This window comes from Desulfitobacterium sp. PCE1, from assembly GCF_000384015.1.
In the GTDB taxonomy this organism is placed as follows: Bacteria; Bacillota; Desulfitobacteriia; order Desulfitobacteriales; family Desulfitobacteriaceae; genus Desulfitobacterium; species Desulfitobacterium dehalogenans.
On record NZ_KB913023.1, the window covers coordinates 3836898 to 3853476 of the forward strand.

General features: G+C 46.1%; 14 protein-coding genes. 1 reads left to right on the plus strand and 13 read right to left on the minus strand.

The annotated features are described in order from the left end of the window. Positions 1 to 105 precede the first annotated feature (105 nt). The 10 genes from DESPCE1_RS0119040 to DESPCE1_RS0119090 form a co-directional block, all read right to left on the minus strand. Complete coding sequence (locus DESPCE1_RS0119040; RefSeq protein WP_014795607.1) at positions 106 to 432, minus strand: hypothetical protein; 327 nt, start codon at positions 430 to 432, stop codon at positions 106 to 108. Between the two features lie 152 nt (positions 433 to 584). Next, positions 585 to 1265 (minus strand): hypothetical protein, encoded by a 681-nt coding sequence (locus DESPCE1_RS0119045; protein ID WP_019851370.1) that lies wholly within the window; start codon positions 1263 to 1265, stop codon positions 585 to 587. Between the two features lie 79 nt (positions 1266 to 1344). Further along, positions 1345 to 2010: an SdpI family protein gene (locus DESPCE1_RS0119050; RefSeq protein ID WP_014795609.1), complete on the minus strand. Its 666-nt coding sequence runs from the start codon at positions 2008 to 2010 to the stop codon at positions 1345 to 1347. 33 nt (positions 2011 to 2043) lie between these two features. Next, positions 2044 to 2385: an autorepressor SdpR family transcription factor gene (locus tag DESPCE1_RS0119055; protein WP_014795610.1), complete on the minus strand. Its 342-nt coding sequence runs from the start codon at positions 2383 to 2385 to the stop codon at positions 2044 to 2046. A gap of 653 nt (positions 2386 to 3038) precedes the next feature. Next, a complete protein-coding gene (locus DESPCE1_RS0119065) occupies positions 3039 to 3764 on the minus strand; it encodes a hypothetical protein (RefSeq protein ID WP_014795612.1) in 726 nt (241 codons plus the stop codon). Positions 3765 to 3940: 176 nt separating this feature from the next. Beyond that, on the minus strand, positions 3941 to 4816 hold the full coding sequence (galU, locus tag DESPCE1_RS0119070; protein WP_019851371.1) for a UTP--glucose-1-phosphate uridylyltransferase GalU: 876 nt from the start codon (positions 4814 to 4816) through the stop codon (positions 3941 to 3943). A gap of 172 nt (positions 4817 to 4988) precedes the next feature. After that, positions 4989 to 5597 carry an ATP-dependent Clp endopeptidase proteolytic subunit ClpP gene (gene clpP, locus DESPCE1_RS0119075; RefSeq protein ID WP_014795614.1) on the minus strand — a complete coding sequence of 203 codons (609 nt, stop codon included), beginning with the start codon at positions 5595 to 5597 and terminating at the stop codon, positions 4989 to 4991. A gap of 122 nt (positions 5598 to 5719) precedes the next feature. Further along, a complete protein-coding gene (locus DESPCE1_RS24220; protein WP_014795615.1) occupies positions 5720 to 6577 on the minus strand; it encodes a methyl-accepting chemotaxis protein in 858 nt (285 codons plus the stop codon). 298 nt (positions 6578 to 6875) lie between these two features. After that, the gene (locus DESPCE1_RS0119085; protein WP_019851372.1) at positions 6876 to 8180 is read right to left on the minus strand and encodes a (Fe-S)-binding protein; all 1305 of its coding nucleotides are present in this window, start codon (positions 8178 to 8180) and stop codon (positions 6876 to 6878) included. Position 8181: 1 nt separating this feature from the next. Beyond that, a complete protein-coding gene (locus tag DESPCE1_RS0119090) occupies positions 8182 to 9570 on the minus strand; it encodes an FAD-binding oxidoreductase (protein WP_019851373.1) in 1389 nt (462 codons plus the stop codon). 1143 nt (positions 9571 to 10713) lie between these two features. Here DESPCE1_RS0119090 and DESPCE1_RS0119100 point away from each other — a divergent pair. Further along, the gene (locus DESPCE1_RS0119100; RefSeq protein ID WP_019851375.1) at positions 10714 to 11436 is read left to right on the plus strand and encodes a FadR/GntR family transcriptional regulator; all 723 of its coding nucleotides are present in this window, start codon (positions 10714 to 10716) and stop codon (positions 11434 to 11436) included. Between the two features lie 107 nt (positions 11437 to 11543). On the opposite strand, the gene DESPCE1_RS0119105 is transcribed toward DESPCE1_RS0119100, so the two are convergent. From DESPCE1_RS0119105 to DESPCE1_RS0119115, 3 genes are all read right to left on the minus strand, one after another. Further along, positions 11544 to 14675, minus strand: a complete 3132-nt coding sequence (locus DESPCE1_RS0119105; RefSeq protein ID WP_019851376.1) for an efflux RND transporter permease subunit — start codon at positions 14673 to 14675, stop codon at positions 11544 to 11546. Further along, positions 14672 to 15811: an efflux RND transporter periplasmic adaptor subunit gene (locus DESPCE1_RS0119110; RefSeq protein ID WP_019851377.1), complete on the minus strand. Its 1140-nt coding sequence runs from the start codon at positions 15809 to 15811 to the stop codon at positions 14672 to 14674. Before DESPCE1_RS0119110 ends, DESPCE1_RS0119105 begins: the two co-directional genes overlap by 4 nt. 122 nt (positions 15812 to 15933) lie before the next feature. Next, complete coding sequence (locus tag DESPCE1_RS0119115) at positions 15934 to 16509, minus strand: TetR/AcrR family transcriptional regulator (RefSeq protein WP_014795621.1); 576 nt, start codon at positions 16507 to 16509, stop codon at positions 15934 to 15936. Positions 16510 to 16579: the final 70 nt, after the last annotated feature.

Below are 16579 nucleotides of genomic sequence, written 5' to 3' on the forward strand. Positions count from 1 at the left end.
CGGGGCCGGAGATTCGCGGAAAATAATAACGCATGGTTCTGTTCAATCGGGGAACAAAACCATGCGATTAAATGGCATGCTTTATTATTTAAGCCTTCATACTTATTATTTAGCAACTCTTACATGTGCTGTTTCTATCTGCAAACGGTCAATCTTTCCTTTAATCTCATCCAATTCGGCAAAAATTTGTTGATTGACATCCTTCTGGACTTCTCGCGCATCAAATAAGGCTTGGATCTTAACATTAGTCTTATGTTCTAACGTTAGTTTAATTTGAGTCACTTCCGACCTCAAAGTCGCTTGTCCAACTATTAAGGCCGCTACATCGCTCCTTAATTCCTCTTGCCCGTCTTTTAAGGCTGTTACATCGCTTCTTAATTCCTCTTGGCCTTTAAGCAGTTCACCTAAGATGCTTAAGATTTTCTCTTCCAACCTTAAGCCCTCCCCATCATCCTAACATTTCGTGGTCTTTCAGTTCTATTTTAGCAAATTCCTGTAACGAATGAAACAGACCCAGACATCGATTCCTAAATTTAGAAATCGATGCCTGGGCTAAACTCTTATTCTCTATAGGTAAGAGAGGTTTATGACTCTAAAACAGTCTCCCCTGTAATGAGCCAACGGGTATCTTTCTTTACCATATTAACTCGTACCTTGACCTGATGTTTGGTGCTTTCACCTATGGCCATTTGATTGCCGATATCATAGTCATGGGCGACATAATTGTAAGTGGCTGTTAGTGTGGCGGAGGTCATCGTAGCGGTATCCACTTTTACCTCCTCAAAGAGGATAGAGCTGACTTCCATCCCCACTCCTTGGACAATGAATGACTCTGCCTGGCGAGCATGCTTTTCAAAAAGTTCTCCTGTATAAGCCTCTTCCAGTTGTTTACGGAAAGCGACCATATCCGGGGATTTCCATGCTTCAAACAATGCGGCTACATTGAGTTTGTAGTCGGCCAGGATTTCTTGTGCTAAGTCTTCTGAGACATTGTTTGAGGCAGTGCTGGGAATGGTCACCTCTTCTGACCCTGCTTCTGTGGGATCTAAGGCTTCTTCTTCCGGACTATGGGGATATAGTACATCCATTCCAGTCTGAGGAGCCCCCTCCCCCAATTCAGAAGTATACAAACCGTTCTCCTTATTCCAAAAAGTCAGTCGTGAATTTCCATCCGTCGGTGTTGTTGCCAGGGCATAGCCTACGATTCCGATGACTAAGCCTACTCCAAGGGCTACAGATCCAATGAGTAAATACATCTTACGCATAACAAAAATCTCCTTTTCCTGGATTCTATTCATAGCTTGACCAGGGAAAAGAGATTTTAGACACAAGCACTAAAATATTTTAGAAGTTAAGCTTGCGATAGACGAGATAGGAATAGGCCATAGGAACCACAGCGATGAGACACATTACGATGACAAAAAGGGGGACCGTCCACGCCGCGGGGAGAAGTCCGGTCAAAGCCATGAGTATTCCTCCGACTATCCAGATAGGTCCGGCAAAACGATGGGTCTTTGCCCAGACCTCTTCATTGGCCAAGGTCCAGGGAGTCCGGATACCAAAAGTATAATTGAATTTGATTTTTCCAAAATAGTTGCCCAGTAGAATAAAGATGATGCCTATTCCTGAGAAATACCAGCGAGGCAAGGTCTCAAAATAGCCTATTGCTACGGCTATGGTTCCCCAATACATGAGGGACAAGAACACGACCAAGGTGGTGCTGACAATCCAGAAAACTCTTCCCATCTTAAGATAATTCGCCCTTTTGGGATCGATCCGGGGAATGATCCAAAATATAATGTAGACTCCTAATATGATCAGCGGTAAAAGAAATGCCCCTGCAAAAGGACCGGAATAACCATCCACTTGTCCTGCAAAGTTCCAATGGGACGGAACTTGCTCAGGGAGTTGGGGATAGGCCCATATGCCAACAATGATATTGATGATAACAAGTATGCCGGAAATGATTTTGGAAAGGCTTCCTTGGTGATTGGTGTTTGTATTTTCCATACATTTTCCCCCTATGGCTTTGATTTGAATGCTCTACTTCTTGGTCTCGGATGTTTTGGGTGTTTCTGCAAAGTCATGTTCATCATGCTGAAACCCCGGTTCCTCAGGTTGTTTGACCGTAAATTCCAGAATCCAACTCATAATGCCTTCAAAAACTGAAGTATTAAGAGAGTAATAGATATTCTGCCCTTGCCTGCGATCGCTGATCAAATCAGACTGCTTCAGTATATTTAAATGATGAGAAATGCTCGGCTTGGTCATATCAAAGTGATCGGCAATTTCTCCGGCTGTTAAATCCTCTGCTCGCAAGAGTTTAAGAATCTGACGGCGTGTTTTGTCTGAGAGAGCTTTGAAGGTTTCGTTGAGTGGAGACATATTATCCCCCCTTGCCTCAGATATTTAGATTTAGACATTTAGATAATTATCTAAATATCTAAATCTAAATATATAGTATTACCGTGTATAAGTCAATACAAGGTCCACTATAGCACTATTCTTCTCAATAGAAAAAAGACCTGACCCGTCGGTCAGATCTTCTTTTTTTAAAGCGCGCATTATTTCCATTTTATTCACCCTGAAGCGAATCTACTTCACCGCTTCAACCTCTCTAACCATTGTGAGCATTCCGGTCTTAAGCGCTTAAAGCCGTCTTGCCCCATGGAGAAGATCTTCTCACTTAGCATAGATCCTTTCTTAAGTGATGCAGCCTATTGTTACGCCGGCTGGTGCGCACTTTCGTTCCTTTTCCAGATACCTGCAGCATCGATTTAATCAGAATCCTGCTGCAGACCAAAACCCCTTAGGGCTTTTCTTCACGCGACAAAGCGTTCTTCCCATGCCATATTCAGTTGTCCCCTTGATTTGAACTCTATCTCAATGCTTTTGCTCATCGTTACGTCGAACGGTCCTCTGCCCGTCACGGTATTGCATTCGATCTTTCGTGAAGAATCAGCCGCAGTGTTTGACATACTCTTTACTTTTTCCATAGTGTATTTCCTTCCTATAGTCCATGTAAAAAGTCGAATCCTTTACCGTTTCGTGGCAAATGGAGTGGCCCCGTAAATCTTCGAACTCTGATCATCACGCATGAGATGGGTGTCCAAATCATGAAGCTCCTGATGGAACTGCTCGATGCGAACTTTGTCCTTCGCATTAAAAGCATCGGCTCCACGATTCAGCAAGGCACTAAAGTATTCACTAAATTGTGCCATTGGATTGGTCTCACTCTTTAAGCGTTGATCCCACAGGGATTTGTGGAATACGATGTAGCGCTTGATATCTTCTTCATTCATCTGAGGACCTGCATTAGGTCCAAATAAATATCCATCTACATACTGATGGACATTCCAAGCCGCACCAAAAACCAGGTTCTGGGCATCTTGGCTCAAGCCATTCTCGCCAAAAAAGCCGGCGACAGATGGGGCTAAGCTGATGTCTTTTGTATCGGGCTCTTTATATTTCTTTGGCCCTGAGACATCTCCCTGTGGAGTGGCATTAATCCCTGGCGGTTCAGTCACTGTCACAGCAGGGCTAACCCCAGAGGATTGTCCAGGCGGACTTTCGGTGACATTAGGATCCTGAGGGTTCGCGCCTTCAACAGGAGGAGTCTGAATAACGACAGAATCTTTTTCGGGCGCTGCCTTATTCATAAAGACCTTCCAGGCACTCGGTCCATAGATTCCGCCGACAACCACCGCACCGGCCAATACGAGGGTTCCCGCCAGAGTAAGGACCTTCTTTTTGTCGAACTCCATGAATCTCCCTCCTTTAAAATGGAATATAGTTCTTAATCATATTACCAATTTTTAGGAGTAAAACCTGTCGCTTTTCCTGAAAGTCCCGACCTTTTTTCCGCCCTCAGCTTGTCCGATTTGTCATGAGTTTACCTAGGGGTACAAGCTTTCGCGAAAAAAGAACAGCAAATTCTATATTACTTGACCAGTTGTTTAAGGTATTGCATAAGGGGCTCAGAAAGGTCCTCTCGACGCAGGGCGTATTCGATGGTGGCTTGTACAAAGCCTAGCTTATCCCCTACATCATAGCGCTGGCCATCGAATTCGTAAGCGAGAATCTCCTGGAACTTAGCCAATTCCTTTAAGCCATCTGTAAGTTGGATTTCTCCCCCTTTGCCGGGAGGGATATTTTCCAGGATGCCAAAGATTTCAGGATTAAGAATATAGCGGCCCATAATGGCTAATCGGGTGCTGGGAGCATCCTCGGGCTGTGGTTTCTCTACCAGGTCCTGAGCCCTGTATAAAGAATCATCGAGGGGGACTGCATCCACGATTCCATATTTCGAAGTATCTTCCAGAGGCACCTGTTTAACGCCGACGATACTGGCACCATGCCGTTCATAGATATGCATCATCTGACCGAGACAGGGTACTTCGGAATGAATGATATCATCTCCCAGGAGGACTGCAAAGGGTTCGTTTCCTATGAATTTTCTGGCACAATAGATAGCATGGCCCAGGCCTAAAGCCTCTTTTTGCCGCACATAATAAATATCCACCATTCGCGCTATGTCTTGAACCATGTCGAGAAGTTCTTCCTTTTCATTCTTCTGAAGAAAGGTCTCTAATTCTATGGAGCGGTCAAAGTGGTCTTCAATAGCCCGTTTATTGCGTCCGGTAACGATGATGATATCTTCGATTCCAGAGTTAACGGCTTCTTCGACGATGTATTGAATGGTGGGTTTATCCACAATGGGGAGCATCTCTTTGGGTTGGGCTTTGGTGGCGGGCAAAAACCGTGTTCCCAAGCCTGCTGCCGGGATAATGGCTTTTCTGATCTGTCGTCTGCTCAATTCCTCTACTCCTTTTCAGATTTAGTTGTCTATGATTATAAACAGCTATGTCTATGTAAATTATAGCTAGGTTTAGATATCTTGTATATATTATCCAATATCTTACCCAATAACATCAAGAAGATCGAAAAAAGTAAAGCAAGGGAACTATTCCCTTGCTTTACTGTGGTCTTTATTTTTCGGGTTTGTTGGCTTTTTCAAAGACTTCATCAATAAGACCGTATTCCTTAGCTTCCTCTGCTGTCATATAGCGATCCCGATCTGTATCTGCTTCGATGCGTTCGATGGTTTGGCCTGTACGTTCAGCGAGAATGCGGTTCATACGTTCTTTGACCCGGAGTAAATGCTTGGCATGGATTTCGATCTCTGTGGCTTGACCGGAAATCCCTCCCCCGCCAATTAAGGGCTGATGAATGAGGATCTCGGCATTGGGGAGAGCGGAACGCTTTCCTTTAGCCCCAGCAGTCAAGAGGAAGGCCCCCATGCTTGCTGCCAAACCGACACAGATGGTGTGGACATCTGAACGAATGTATTGCATGGTATCATAAATAGCCATACCGGCAGAAATGGATCCTCCTGGACTATTGATGTATAAGAAAATATCCTTCTCAGGATCTTCAGCTTCCAGGAAGAGCATCTGGGCGACGATTAGGTTGGCTACGTCATCGGTAACCGGTCCCCCTAAGAAAATGATTCGGTCTTTAAGAAGTCTTGAATAAATATCATAGGAACGTTCTCCACGATTGGTTTGTTCAATGACCATTGGTACTAAATAGCCCATTAAGAATCCCCCTTGTCTAATTCTTTAACCAGTATTCGTTAGTTGTTCTCACTATATCCTTTCCCGATACTCTTATTTTAGTACAAAGGTCAATAAAGGTCAAATATAAATTAGCGACAAAATTATAGCTCATCGGCAAGCTTACTTAGATAATGCCCGACTTTTTTTACTCCTTCTACCATTTCGGCAATATCCTGAGTATTGCTGGCTTGTTCCAGATTGATTTTGCCGCTTTGGCTCACGCCTGCGGCGACGGCTTCGATGGTATCACGAAAATTCTTCAGAATGACCTGGATGTCATTAGCTGAGCGGCTGCTGTCCTCAGCAAGCTTTCGCACCTCTCCTGCCACCACTTGGAAACCCCGTCCCTGCTCCCCCGCCCGCGCGGCTTCGATGGCGGCATTGAGCCCCAGTAAATTGGTTTGGTTGGCGACCCGTCGAATAAAATCAAGAATTTCTTCCGTCGCTTTAACCTGTTCATGGCCCCTCTGGGCTTCCTCTGCCACCGACATCCCAATCGAGGCTACCTCCTGGGAGGAAGCGACCATTTCTTCTATAGCTGCAGCTGCTTGATCAATTGAGGCCGTAAGATTCTGGACCTGATCCCGAATGGTGTCCTTTATTTCTTCATCACGAATAGTGGTAATGACCATACCGGTGGCCACTTTGGCAATGGGTGTAACAATAGCTAAAGGTCCGGCAATGCCAAAGCTCCCAATCTTGGCTCCATTGAGCTTTATGGCCAGGCTGAATCCTTCCTTCAGGCTTCCTCCCGACTGTTCAGCATCTACTGCAGTAACGACTGCAGTATCCTGATTACCGGTTAAAATCTTTTGGCTTCCTCCGTGCACCACACCCAGCCGGGTTTTGGCTGAGTCTGCAATAATGCGGGCGGAGGGATCGCACACTATACTATGGTATCCACTTTGTTCATAAATAAAATCTACAATTTTATTGGCTATAGCCGAGGTTAATTCCATCGTTGCACCCCTTCATCTGATCTTGATGCATGTTATAAAAAATATTCTAAAGTATATACCAGCATATGGAGAACTCTATTCAAAGAGTTCTTGTCAAAGAGTTCTTGATACACTCTATATATTCCTTTTTTGTTATAGAATTAAATATATTTTTGGGTCGTGTCCAGTTCGTTTGGTAACTTTCAGCCAAGCGAAAGAGCAGTGCAAACCGAAGTTTGCACTGCTTAAATTCCGACTCTTTCCTCTGAATCGTCTTCAGCTCATTGAATATTTTATGGAGGGCAAAGGCCGGGATCCCTTAACGGGCTGCTTGCTTTGCTCCTTTTTGACCTGCTTTGTAGGATTCAGCGAGAATTTGAACAGTGTGCATAACATTTTCATGCAAGCCGGCATTCATAACTCCACTGGTCAGTTGTAAACGGCAGGCCGGGCAGCCGGTGACCACTGTATCGGTGCCGGTTTGAGCAATGTCCGCAATTTTCTTTTCGCCGATCTGACTGGACAGATCAGGATGAACCAAGTAGAAGGATCCTGCCATTCCGCAGCAACGATCCGGTTTTTTCATTTCGATAAATTCAAGACCGGGAATGGAGTTAAGGATCTCACGCGGTTCTTTGTTGACCCCTTGACCACGGTTTAAGTGGCAGGGATCGTGATAGGTTACTTTGCGTTTAACAGGTCCCAGGCCCTCTTTTTTATAGGGAACCTTATGAATAAGGAATTCTGCTATATCATAGGTTCGAGCTGCCCATTTGTCTGCTAAAGCTTTCATTTCCGGATCCTCTTCGTAAATCTGGGGGAAGGTGTGCTTCCACGCTTCTCCACAGGAGGAACAATTGGAAATGATCACATCAGGGTTCAGCTTTTCAAAAGCCATCAGATTGCGGCGAGCGCAAGCTTTGGCAGATTCCACATCCCCATTGACGGCTGCGGGAGTACCGCAACAGCCTTGGTCTTTAGGAACGACAATTTCACAGTCGTTTTCTTTTAAGACATCGACGACAGCTTTACCCATGTCGGTATAGAAATAGTTGGTCATACAACCGATATAGTAGCCCACCCGCATTTTGGGCGCTTTTACATTAGTGACTTCAGGAAGCTCATCCTTTAAGGGGCGGGGAGCAAGATTGGGGAGGATCTTTTCCTTGCCAATCCCGATATCAATACGGAGGCGGGCACCTTTATCACTGCCGTGAACACGTTTCATGGCCAACCCTTGGAAAGTACTTCCCATCTTCATGCCAAAGTCAAAGAGACGGTTGGCTTTAAGGGCAGTAAAGGCGATCTTTTTGACTGGATGAAGACCTTTTTTACGAACGGCTTCGGCCCGGGCAGCCAGAATAATTTTATCAAAGCGAACTCCACAAGGACAAATCTTATTGCAGGCCATACAGGTGGTGCAGAGGGATAGACGGTCGGCAATGCCTTCTGTCATCTCTGCCTCACCATTCATGACCATCTGAACCAAGCTGATTTTCCCCCGGGCCACCGAGACTTCCCGGCGGTTTTCTTTGTAGATGGGGCAAACTTCTTGGCAGTTTCCGCATTTCATACATTTATTTAATTCGTCTTGGATGGAGTCAAGTGAACTGAAAATACTCACCTTAGTCCCTCCTCACCATTTTACCAGGGTTAATACGATAATCAGGGTCACACGCTTCTTTGATATCTTTCAGAAGCTTTACACCGGCTTCGCCGAATTCCAAGGGTAAGAACTTGGCTTTAGCCATGCCGATACCATGCTCACCGGAAAGAGTTCCGCCCAAGGATACGGCTACTTGGAAGATTTCCTCGACAGCCTTATCGACACGCTCCATTTCTTCCTTATTGTTTTCATCGGTCAGAATTGTGGGATGGAGATTGCCATCGCCGGCATGACCAAAGGTGCCAATGAGGAGATCGTATTTATCCGCGATTTGACGGATGGCTTTAATCATGTGAGGGATATTGCTGCGAGGTACGGTAGCGTCCTCCAATACAGTGGTGGGTCTGCGTTGAGCCAAGGCAGGCAGAGCATTCCGACGAGCTAGCCAGATCTTGTCCCGTTCTTCATCGGTTTTCGCTACATTGACTTCCACAGCGCCTTGTTCTTTGAGAATCTTCTCCACCAGGTCGGCTTCACGTTCGACAGCTTCCTTATAGCCATCCACTTCACAGAGCAAAATTGCTTCAGCATCTACAGGAAGTCCGGCATGGGTAAAGTTTTCTACCGTGCGAATGGTGATATTGTCCATAATCTCCAAGGTAGCAGGAATGACCTTGTTGCGGATAATGGCTGCGATGGCACTTCCCGCTTTATCAATATCATCAAATACTCCGAGGAGGGCTTTTCTGGATTCGGGTACGGGGTTAAGTTTGACAAGAATTTCAGTGATGATACCCAGGGTACCTTCAGAACCTGTGAATAAAGCGGTCAGATCATAACCGGTAACATTCTTCACGGTTTTGCCGCCCCATTTGATGATATCCCCATTAGCGCGAACCAACTTCATGCCCATAACATAGTGCTTGGTCACACCGTATTTCAGTCCACGAAGACCACCGGAGGATTCTGAAACAGAACCGCCCATGGTCGCGGTTTTTACTGTACCGGGATCGGGAGGATAGAAAAGACCATGCTCTAATGCAGCATCGTTTAAGTCTTGAATGATGACACCGGGTTGGACGGTAGCCGTCAGGTTCTCAGCGTCCACCTCGATGATTTGGTTCATGTGAAGCATGGACATGACAATTCCTTTTTCGATGGGAATAGTCCCGCCGCTGAGGTTAGTGGCTGATCCCCGTGGATAAACGGGAAGATCATACTTAGTTGCAATCTTCATGACTTCAGAGACTTGTTCTGTGGTCTTTGGAGTAATAAAGACATCCGGGGTTTGGCGAGGCATCGCTGCGGTGGCGTCATAAGAGTAAGACAGGAGTTCTTCATGCTCCGTGACCACATTCTCCTTGCCCAGGACTTGGATGAGTTCATTCAAAGCTTCCGCTTTTAACATAACAATAAATCCTCCTTATGTGGAATTAAACTAATGAGATTGTACAAATTCATTGGTCTGACCATCCTATGATACGTTGTATTATTTTATATATTATTCGGTATCCTTCGATAAATTCCTACATTGGGAAAAAAAGAACTTTGTGACTAAAAAAAACTTTCTGATTTTACCCCATTTATTAGCATTTTCAGATTAGCATTTAGGGTTTTAAGTTTCTTATAAGTTTTAGAATAGCTATTCATGCCGCTGGCGGCACCGGCAGAGGAATAAAAAACGGCTCGGGTCACGTAGCTTTACGCACAACGTTTACTCTATAGCTCCGGGGCTGGTCAACTCGCTTTCTTAACAGCTACGCCAAACCCCGCTGCTTTCTGTATGTGAACCGGTGGCTGCGCTACGTTAAGAAAGCTTTCGTTAACCCGACCGCCCCTCCGCTTAAAGAAAGCTTGGCTTATGGTGAGTGAAGCGAAGCAGAAGACTTAGCTGCCTTATACACAGTGAAATCCGTTCACTTTTGTGCGTAAAGCTACGCTTGCGGGTCTTTTTCAGCTCTGTTTTCGGGCTTTAGCACCAGCAGAGGATGAAAAAGCTTGTTTGGATCGGGTAGCAGCACCGCTCAGACCCGAAAGACAGCCCAAGGATTTTGCTTTAAGGTAGGGAACGAATTTAAGCGAGCAGGTAAGCAATCTTCGCTAAAAGACTGCAGCGGAGTCGGGTTGGAAACAGGACGTTTCCAACCGGCTATGAGAACAAGTGCGAAAGCAGTGCTTTCGAGGAGCCGATTTAGCCACGAAAGCCGGACGAGGGTTTCGCCCAAGCCACCACACCACAGAGACTACTTAACGGCGCAGGTGCACCCGACGCAGTGGAAGTCTTGAGCGGTTAGATTGCTCCGCGCAGCTTATGGAGTGAGCGCCGAAAGCAAAATCCTGGAGAATCAGCTTTCAGGTCTTTTTCAGGGTAGCCCCCCCATGCCGCAAGCGGCATCGGCAGAGGATGAAACGTGGTCCTCCGGAATTATAAAGATTAATTAACTACCCTCTTCCCCATGCAATATGATATAATTTTTACACAAGTAAGAATTATTAAACAAAATCGAGCAATGATATCGAACAAACGATCTGAATTTGTGAGGTAGAAAATATGGATATTCGACCAATTAAAAGCAAGCGAACCACCGAAATTATCTTAGATCAAATTAAGGGGCTTATTGTGAAAGGTGAACTTTCTCAAGGAGATAAGCTCCTTACAGAAAATGAATTAGCGGAACGTTTCCAGGTCTCAAGAACTTCGGTCCGGGAGGCCTTAGCCGCTTTAAGCTTGACAGGGATTTTGGAGATTCGCCAAGGGGGAGGTATCTATGTCAAGGCTAATCCCTCCAACGCTATTATAGAACCATTAACTTTTATCCTCCTGTTGGAAAAGGATAAACTTCAAAATATTCTTGAGGTCCGCAAGGCTTTGGAGGTAGAGGCTGCGGGCTTAGCCGCACTTCGCCGCAATGAGGAAGAACTGGCAACTCTTAAAGAGCTCATCGAGCAGATGGAAGAAGATTTGCCGGGTGCTAAAAACAGTGAGACCCTGGATCTAAAATTCCATCTGACTTTGGCCAAGGCCAGTGAGAATCCGCTCCTTGACCGTATGATGAATACCGTCCAGGAAATTATGGGACAGACTTTGCAAGTAACCCGGGCCCTCTGGATGTCGGCAACTACCGAAGGGACGTCGTCCCGGCTTTTTGAAGATCACCGAAGTATCTATGAAATGATACGGGACCAAAATGCAGACATGGCCCGTAAGTTGACTTATGAACACCTGCGCAAGGTGGAGCTGGAACTTGGTAAGTATCGGGAAGATGAAGACTAATGCTGAAAAGGCAAATTAAAGAGGAGGGCGCTTTGCCCTCCTCTTTAATTTGCTAACTTGGGTGAATCAAGGAACCTGTCCTCATTATTCACCCATTATTCATTCACCTAGGCTGTGACGGTTTCACTGGGTTCTGGGGTTGCTTTTCTTTTACCCTTTCTTTTCAAGAAATTCTTAAAGTCGTCATTCATGGTGTAGATTACCGGAACCAGAATGAGAGTGGAAAGGGTGGAAAGGGTTAAGCCAAAGATGACCACGATAGCCATGGGAGCCATAGTCTCTGAACCCTCTCCTATACCAAAAGCCATGGGAAGAAGGCCCAGCGCGGTAGCCAGTGAGGTCATGAGAATGGGGCGCAAACGGATGGGACCGGCATTCTCAATAGCTTCTTCACGGCCATCTCCCATCTCACGCCGCTTGTTAATATAGTCGACCAACACAATGGCATTACTTACTACGATACCCGTAAGAAGAATGAGCCCGATAAAGGCGGGGACGCTGATCGTACTCCTCGTAATAAAGAGGCCGAGCATTCCTCCTGAAAAGCCCATGGGCAGTGAAAAAATGATGGTGAACGGATGGATCAGTGATTCAAACTGAGCCGCCAGGATCATGTAGACAAGGACAATAGCCAGGATTAAAGCCATACCTAAGTCTTGGAAGGACTTAACCATCTCTTCATTTTCCCCTCCCATTTCATAGGTGTAGCCATTGGGAAGAGGATAGTCTTTAAGTTTTGCCTGAATATCATTGGTGACGCTGACCAGATCTCTGCCCACAATATCACTGCTCACATGAACGACACGAGCTTGGCCTGAACGTTCAATGGCTGTTGGGCCACGTTCAATGGTCACCTCGGCGATCTGGCTTAAAGGTACATCCGTACCAAGGGGTGTTGTAATCGGGGTTTGCTCTAAATTGGATAAGGATTGCTTGAAGGTATCATCTCCTGTGATGACCACGTTGATCTCTTTTCCTTCATAGCGATATCTTGTGGCGGTGGTCCCGGAAAGAGTACCTTTCAAACCATTGGCAATCTGGTAGGCAGTAAGCCCGTATTTAGAGGCCTTCTCCCGGTCAATTGCCACCTGGACTTCAGGAATTCCTTCCCCCATGCTGGTTTTTACTTCCCGGGTTCCTTCTACTGAGACCACCATAGTCTGAATATCTGTGGCAATCTGTTGCAGCTGGTCGAGTTCATCTCCCTTAATCGCAATATCGATAGGTGTTGTTGTTCCCATGGACATCATATCGGTCACCGTTACTTCGATTTTTGCTCCAGGAATATCCTTAGTCAAAGCACGAAGTTCCTCGGCCACTTCATCAACACTGCGATCCCGCTCCATGAGCGGAACCAGCTGGATCGAGATTGAACCTGAATTCCCTGATGCACCACCGAAGGACATGAGTCCTCCCCCTCCAACCTGAGCGAATGCTGTTTGGACTTCCTCAATTCCTTCCAGGTCTTTTTCCACTTCGGCAATGGCGGCATCCGTATCTTCCAATTGAGCTCCGTCAGGCAGTTTCACACTAACGGTAATTTGCCCCGTATCGGAAGAAGGCATGAACTCCGCTCCCAGAAAGAATGTGGAAGCCCCGGAGAGAACAAAGATCAGGATGGATCCCACAACGATGGTTTTGCGGTGACCAAGAGCGTAGTGAAGGAAGCGCCGATAGGTTTTTTCAAGTCGGGTGAATCCGTTATCAAAGCCCCGGCCAAAGCCGTCAAAAAGGCCTCTGAGTCCTTTTCGGCCCATAGGGATCTCCCCAACCTTCATAATTTTAGCGGATAAAGCGGGGACCAGTGTCAGGGATACGAGAAGGGAGGCACCTAAGGATATCCCTACGGTCAGAGCGAGATCCCGGAAGAGAGTCGCTGTTAAGCCTTCAACAAAGACGATGGGTAAAAATACGGCTACGGTGGTCAGAGTCGATGCCGTAATAGCCATCCCTACTTCTGAAACCCCTTTAACTGCGGCATCAAATTTGGAATGTCCGGCCTCGCGGAACCGGTAGATGTTTTCCAGGGCTACGATATTATCGTCAACCAGACGGCCCATAGCCAGGCTCAAGCCGCCTAAGGTCATCATATTGATGCTGACGTCCATAAAATACAAACAGGCAAAAGTCGCCATAACAGCAATGGGGATGGCGGTTGCTGTAATAAAGGTGGTACGCAGGTTATGGAAAAAGATAAAGAGTATGCCGATGGCCAGAATACCGGCAAGAAGCGCTTCTTTGAACACCGTATTAATGGTTTCTTTGATGTACACCGATTCATCATAGACTGTGTCCAAGGTCAGTTCCGGGAATTCTGCCTTTAACCCCCCGATAGCCTTGGTGATATCCTCTGCCACAGCCACGGTGTTGACTCCGGATTGCTTTTGAATCGCAATGCTGACACTTTGTAAACCATTCGTGCGGGAAATGGTGGTTACATCGGTGTGTCCAATTTCAACATCGGCGATATCCTTTAACCTGACCTGCCCGCCTGTGTTGAGAGGAATCAGGAGATTTTTTATCTCCTCCAGGGATTGAAACTCTCCCGTCGTACGGATGGTTAAGTCCTGGTTCCCTTTCTTAACTTCTCCGGCAGGGGAATTAAGGTTTTCAGCGGCAAGGATACCGGCCAGGGTGTTGATGCTTAAACCATAGCCTTGCATTTTTTCCTGATGGGTTTTAATTTTCACTTCATTATCATAACCACCGCTGACGGAGACTGAGGCAACCCCCTTGACCCGTTCAATCCGCGGTTTGATTTCATCCTCAGCCAAGGCCTGCAATTGAGCTAAATCCGCATGTTCTGAGGTCATGGTCAGTTGCATAATGGGCATCATAGAGATGTCAATTTTGAGAACCATAGGCGAACCGGCCCCTTCAGGCAAAGCAAATTTGATCATGTCGACCTTTTCGCGCATTTGCAAAGTGGCAAAGTTCATGTCGGTTCCCGTTTTAAAGGAGGCCATGACGATGGACGACCCTTCTGTGGTGGTGGAGGTTACTATATCAATATTTTCGGCAGAAGATACTGCTCCTTCAATAGGGTTCGTAATCAGCTTTTCAATTTCCTGAGGGCCAACTCCCGAGTATTCCGTCATGACGATGGCCATGGGAAGTTCAAACTCCGGAAAGAGGTCAATAGGAAGACGGGTTAAAGAGACGGTTCCTAATAGAATGACGATCAAAACCGTCATGATAATGGTAACAGGGCGCTTGACGGAGACTTCCGCTAGTTTCAAGATTCGCTCCCCCCTACCACCTTAACTTTGCTTCCTTGCTCAACTAAGGTTTGTCCTTTGACAACCACTTGTTCTCCTGTCTGCAGGCCCTCGAGGATCTCCACCTCAGCTCCGGTATCGAGTCCGGAACGTACTTTCTTGGCAACAGCGCGCTCCTCTTCAACCACAAAGACAATGTATTCTCCGTTTTTCAAGACAACGGCTTCACTGTTGACGGCCAGGACATTCTCTTTGGTTTTGGTGGGAATCTCTACTTTAGCAAACATACCCGGCTTAACCAGGTTTTCTGTATTCTCAATGGTCACTTTAACAGGATAGAGACCGGTCTGTGCGTTAGCTGCCGGAGCAAGGCTGGTTAAAACACCTTTTATCTCCTTTTCCCCGGCGGAATTAATGATGACGGTCGCTTCCTGTCCCACTTTAAGGGTATTCACAATATTCTCAGGAACACTTAAGGAAACATAAAGGGCATCCAATTGAGTAATCGTCACGGCGGCCATGGCTTGAGAGGCCATTTGTCCCACCACGACATTAAGAGCGGCAAGGGTTCCGCTGACAGGTGCCGTTACGGTCATATCGGACATAGCGTCATAAGCTTGGTTATAGCCCAGTTGAGCCTGCTCCATCTGAAGCTGAACTGCTTTAAGATTATTCTCCAATGAGGTGACTTGATCTTCCATGCCTTCAAACTGGACTTTTGAAATAGCTCCGGCTTCATAAAGGGCTCTTTGCCGTTCAAGATTCTCCTTGGCAGAATCCAGGGAGTCCTTGGTCATCTGATAAGAAAGCTCCGCACTCTTTATGGCAATCATTGCTGTATCGACTGATTTCTGCAGATCGACGGTGTCCATAGTGAAGAGAACCTGTCCTGCCTGGACTTTATCTCCTACCTTCACATTAATGCCCGTCACTTTTCCCGGCATTTTGGGAACGATGGAAACCTCTTGATCTGAGATTGCTTTCCCACTGAAAATTGCCGTTTCTACTAAGGTCCTGGCTGTAGCCGACTGAACCTCAACAGGGATATAAGATTCTTCTTCAACTACTGTCTGTGCTGCTTGGGAACCGCACCCTGTAACTGTTAGGGTTAAACCGATGATTAGGGCAGTCGATAATAAACGAAACCTTAACTTCATATAGTTATAATCCTCCATTTGGGTCTAAGCCCTATGTTTTTTGATGTGCAAGGCTAATGTTCTTTTTTTAATAAGATTAAACTAATTGATGTATATTGGTAAATACTAAGGGATGGCGGGTCTTAGGGAATGAGACCTGCAAGAATGGTCTTAGCGATCCCTGTATGATCGATCTCCCGAGGAGTGAAGTTATCTTCCATAAGCTTCTTGAATGTGTATTGATTCACTCCTCCGACGATGATTGCAACGGCCATCTCCGGATCGATATCAGAACGAATCTCCTGGATATGTATCCCTTTTCTAACCTCATCTTCGATAGTTTGATAGATCAGGTTCCAATCTCTCTTCATCTGTGTCTCCATGTCTTTGGGTAGGGCCTGATGGACGATTTGAGAGTTCATAAGCACAGCATGAGCGTTCAGAAACTCTGCACCATACATAGATAGATTCCGGATCTTTCCCAGCATGTCTTCCTCTTCTGCCAGGGTCTTCTCCAATCCTTCTTGAAAGCACTTAGTGCAATATTGAATCATTTCCAGCAATAAGGCATTCTTACTCTCAAAGTACTCGTAAATAGTACCTTTCCCTACCCCCGCCTCTCTGGCGATATCCTCCATCTTGGCTCCCTCAAATCCCATCCCGGAAATAACTTTGAGAGCCGCTTTGAGGATTTCTATACGCTTTTCTTCTTTTCTCACTTTAAGGATCCTCCGTTTTGATTCTCTTTTAAAGCGAATCCAACCGCAATTTTACTTGTCGAGTAAATAT

Bases quoted from the DNA above. Each gene is read 5' to 3' on its own strand.
- DESPCE1_RS0119045 (WP_019851370.1), bottom strand. From the start codon at position 1,265: ATGCGTAAGATGTATTTACTCATTGGATCTGTAGCCCTTGGAGTAGGC.
- DESPCE1_RS0119050 (WP_014795609.1), bottom strand. From the start codon at position 2,010: ATGGAAAATACAAACACCAATCACCAAGGAAGCCTTTCCAAAATCATT.
- DESPCE1_RS0119055 (WP_014795610.1), bottom strand. From the start codon at position 2,385: ATGTCTCCACTCAACGAAACCTTCAAAGCTCTCTCAGACAAAACACGC.
- DESPCE1_RS0119065 (WP_014795612.1), bottom strand. From the start codon at position 3,764: ATGGAGTTCGACAAAAAGAAGGTCCTTACTCTGGCGGGAACCCTCGTA.
- clpP (WP_014795614.1), bottom strand. From the start codon at position 5,597: ATGGGCTATTTAGTACCAATGGTCATTGAACAAACCAATCGTGGAGAA.
- DESPCE1_RS24220 (WP_014795615.1), bottom strand. From the start codon at position 6,577: ATGGAATTAACCTCGGCTATAGCCAATAAAATTGTAGATTTTATTTAT.
- DESPCE1_RS0119090 (WP_019851373.1), bottom strand. From the start codon at position 9,570: ATGTTAAAAGCGGAAGCTTTGAATGAACTCATCCAAGTCCTGGGCAAG.
- DESPCE1_RS0119100 (WP_019851375.1), top strand. From the start codon at position 10,714: ATGGATATTCGACCAATTAAAAGCAAGCGAACCACCGAAATTATCTTA.
- DESPCE1_RS0119110 (WP_019851377.1), bottom strand. From the start codon at position 15,811: ATGAAGTTAAGGTTTCGTTTATTATCGACTGCCCTAATCATCGGTTTA.